The sequence below is a fragment of the Candidatus Jordarchaeum sp. genome, from assembly GCF_052745115.1.
Genome location: NZ_JBRAKS010000322.1, coordinates 1 through 4,320, shown reverse-complemented (window position 1 = coordinate 4,320; position 4,320 = coordinate 1). Strand labels below are relative to the sequence as shown.

The window sequence follows — 4,320 nt, the reverse complement described above, 5'->3', positions numbered from 1 at the left end:
TCCACGATATATAAAACCACCCCCTCCCTTGCCTTAACTTAATGCCATTGCCCTTGATGAAGGGGATAGTGTGGATCTTGGTGGAATAGAGCTTGAGGTGATAAATGTTCCGGGCCATACTCCGGGCCACATAGCTCTATATAACAGATTGAATCGAAACATATTCGCTGGGGATTGTATCGGGTACAAGGTTGATAAAACCACTTTTTTGGCTCCCATTATTCCCCCATGGTTTAACCGGGAACAATTTTACAAAACTCTGGATAAATTAAAGAAGGTGAACTTTGATACCATATGCTTGGGTCACTACGGTTGCTGGGATGAAGCCGATGCGAAGAGGATACTAGTCGAGGCAAAGGAGGTCTTTGAAAAAATATGGGGCTTCTTCGAGCAGAATAGAGACAAGCTGGATGACATCGATTATCTGAGAAAATCAATAACTCAAAAATATTTACCCAATTCCAAGGTTGTGGAAAGAGTGGGTGAAGCCTTTCCCATTTTGCTCGCATCTCATATGAGAGATGGCTTCAAATACGCTAATAGGCTAGTTTAATTCGATAAAATGATGTAATTTCTATTAATAATTTTTATTTAAGCTATTTTTTTCTGTCTTAATGTTTATATACCAGATATTATAAAATATTAGGTTAAATATTTATAAAATTAGTTAAAAAAGAGGGTTTTAAATAATGGCTAGAAAAATTGTTTTCACTCGGGATGCTACTGGTCTCATTCGAGAGGTTTCAATTAAGGATGCTTTTATGATTGTTTTCTCCCTAGTCATAGGTGGTGGAATACTGTTTCTTTCAGTACAAGCTTTGCAGCCAGGCTATTTTCCAGGGGCAAACTTGTCTGTGTCTTATCTTCTTGGACTGGTTTTTGTACTTCCTCTTTACATGGTTTACGCAATATTTTCTAGGGCTATGCCTCGTAGTGGTGGTGACTACATTTTTGTCAGCCGGGTTCTTGGTCCTGGTTGGGGTTTTGTTGCTTCTTGGGGTGTTTGGATTAGCACGCTACTTACCATGGGTATACTAGCCTTCCAATCAGTATCTTTTCTAAGTTATTTCGTTATGCTATACGGTTTATATTCCTGGAACCTCAATTTCGTAGGATGGGCGATTTGGTTAACTGATCCTATATGGGGAATTATTTTGGGCGTGGTTCTGGTGCTAGTACTTGGAGGAATTCTTATGGCGAGTGTGAGAACCTCCCTGTGGCTTATACGTATCTTGTTTTTAATTCCCATATTTGGTGCTTTAGCAACAGTTTGGATACTCTTCACCCGCTCGCCTATGGACATGCTTTTCGCTTGGAACACTATTTTCGGCTGGGGCACTACCACAACGAACATTTTTGGGGCCTTCGGTGACCTGTTCAGGGTTGCGTTCATGGTTCCTGTTCAATACTGGTATCTACTTACTTATGCGAACTCCCTAAGCGGTAGCACGAGTGCAACTTTAGCAGCTGTGATTGTAGCTATGTTTGCTCTTGGCGGTGGTTACAGTCTGAGCATCATTGGTGGAGAAGTTAGGGACACCCGGAGAACATTCTACATAGCAATGGTGGGAAGCATTATACTCATCGCTCTCTTATACGTCGGATTGCTCTATCCCCTACAATCCAATTGGGGAGCTTTTATTCAAATGTACGCTTATCTCACCTATACTAAGGATCCCTTATTCGGTATGCTATGGTGGTCGCTGCCCCAGTTTGGCGGTGGATTATCTTGGCTTAGCGGTTGGGGTAGCATGTTATCTAAGGACACATTGCAGTATTGGGTAATGTATGGGGGTTGGTTTTACGCTGGAAAACTTCCTACACCGTTTCCGGCCAGCATTCCCCTGTTTGCTGCTCCCCTTGCTGGTTTGAACTGGTTAGGCTTGTTCATAGTTTTTGCAGGATTACTGTGGCTGATTAATGCCATTATTCCCATGTTGTTCACCACTTCCAGATATGTTTTCGCTTGGAGTTTCGATAGAGTGGTACCGACAAAACTAAGCGTTCTGAATGAGAGAACTACCACACCGATATATGCCATAGGTCTATCCATGCTGGTTGCCATTATTGGAATATTTTTATGCTCTGTTAGCACCATTCAAGCAGCAATCAACGCGGTTTTTCTAGGAATTGCATCGATAATCTTAACCGTTATTGCAGGAATCCTTTTCAATAGACGGAGAAAAGATATTGCAGAACGCACATATAATCCAAAAATTGGAAAAGTTCCACTATTACTTATATGCGGTCTTATCTCAGCCATATTTGCAGTACCCCTAATACTGGGTGCACTAGTAACCTTCACGATGGAATCATTTGTTGTTATCATACTTGTCTACCTGATAGGAGCGGCAATCTATTTCTATATGCGGAGACGAAACAGAAAAGCAGGAATAGACTTGGCCGAAATCTTCAGAAGCATACCTCCCGACTAAAAAAGATAAATAATAGCGAAGCTTTTTTACTTAGCACCTTTTTTATTTTCAGCTTAAAGAGCATTTTCCCAATAGAAAATTATCCCAATAATGAGCTTCTTTTTGAAGAAATATTCCTATGTTCAATCCTATTTTTTTAAAAAATGCAAGAAGTCAATAAGTAATTTTATATAACGGAATTATTTAAAAAGTACAAAGCGTATTGATTAAAACGAGTTTCAATTTCCAAGAGATTACATTGTTTAACTCCAAAAATAATCTTTAAAGTTTGTCCTCAAATATAAACAAATTTATTACAGATGTCTAGAGGCTACAAACTTGAGCGTTAATCATCAAATAGTTTATGATTTACTGGAAGAAACTGTGGGTTCAGATTATGTTTCTGATGATCCTGCTGTGCTAGAGGCATACTCCCGGACAGGTTGGATTCTGGGGAGAAAATTAAAAAAAAGGCCGGGCTTTGTGGTTTTACCCTGCTCCGTAGAAGAGGTTCAGGCTATAGTTAGAATGGCGAATAAGTACGATGTTCCATTTATCCCCGTAGGTAGTTTCCTGCACTGGAGCTGCCAGCCCTCCTATCCGGAAACCATAATTCTGGATTTTAAGAGAATGGATAAAATATTGAAAATAGATGAGAAAGACAAATATGCGCTAATAGAACCTTTTGTCACCTATTCTCAGCTTCAAGCCGAGGCGATGAAAAAGGGACTCTGGCTCCCAGTTCCTTCTAGTGGCGGAAACACCTCAGTGCTGGCCAATCATCTTTTCTGCGGTTCACATTTTGCGATGCATAGAATCCCTTTTTATGCTCGGGCGGTTCTTGGTGTGGAGTGGATTTTACCGTCTGGAGAAATCTTAAAACTAGGTTCAGCGGGTTATGGTGACGATTATTTCTGGGGTGAGGGTCCGGGTCCTGATTTGAGGGGGTTAATGAGGGGCTACGTAGGAGCACTGGGGGGTCTCGGAGTAGTAACCAAGATGGCTGTTAGACTCTACCCGTGGACAGGTCCCGATAAGTTCCATTCTAGGGGGGTGTTTCCGGAGAAGGTAGTTGAATTCCCAAAAGATCTGGCGAAGCTTTACTTGGCTATTTTCCCCACCACGGAGGACGCTGTTAACGCGTTATACGAGATTTGTAGAGCTGAGATCGGTATGTCACTCCATCTCTTAAGTACTACGATGGCGATGGCTCCCATGGCTAAAAGCAGGGAGGAATTCTATAATCTTTTACAGGCCTTTAAGGATATATCGGAGTTTATTCTGTTTATGAGTTTTAAAACTTCCCCTAGAGTAATGGAATATGACAGAAAGGTCTTACAGAAAATTGTTGAGGAGAACAAAGGATATCTGATTCCGGATGAAATGGTGGAATCGCTTCAGGAGGGAATTCCAGAAACCATTAGAAGCGCTGTTTCGATGCGTATACTTAACCCTATGGGAGGATACGATGTTTTTAGGTCTTGGGCTGAATCTCTGGATAAGCTCTTGGATCAACTCAAGCAGGCAAAAAAATTTCTTGATGATAAGTATAGTGATTTTATTCATTTCTACTATATGATTCCTCTGGAGCTTGGACACTATGGTCACATTGAACTGAGCATACTCTATGATCCCATGACTCAGCTTGATGAGGCTCTGGAATGTCAAAATATGGGCATTAGACAAGATGCTGAGCAAAAAATGTATGTTACCGGATCTGCGGGCCCCGCTCACGATATACTTGGACCTTCTTACGGTAACTATCAATTATTATTAAAGAAAATTAAGAAGAAACTCGATCCAAATAATGTCTCTAATCCCCCATACCCTATAGATGTTGGTAAAAATGAGGGTTAAACAAATGTCCAAGGAATTAGAAAAACTGGAAAAAATTCTAGGCAAAAAT

At 40.8% G+C, this 4,320-nt stretch carries 3 protein-coding genes; all 3 read left to right on the top strand.

The window, feature by feature from the left end:
• The first annotated feature begins 46 nt into the window (after positions 1-46).
• The 3 genes from ACUVXA_RS16985 (at position 47) to ACUVXA_RS16975 (ending at position 4,271) form a co-directional block, all read left to right on the top strand.
• Positions 47-553 (top strand): MBL fold metallo-hydrolase, encoded by a 507-nt coding sequence (locus tag ACUVXA_RS16985; protein WP_445872478.1) that lies wholly within the window; start codon positions 47-49, stop codon positions 551-553.
• A 136-nt stretch (positions 554-689) separates the two neighbouring features.
• Entirely contained in the window at positions 690-2,435 is a 1,746-nt protein-coding gene (locus ACUVXA_RS16980) for an APC family permease (RefSeq protein WP_445872477.1), read from the top strand.
• 318 nt (positions 2,436-2,753) lie between these two features.
• Entirely contained in the window at positions 2,754-4,271 is a 1,518-nt protein-coding gene (locus ACUVXA_RS16975; protein ID WP_445872476.1) for an FAD-binding oxidoreductase, read from the top strand.
• Positions 4,272-4,320: the final 49 nt, after the last annotated feature.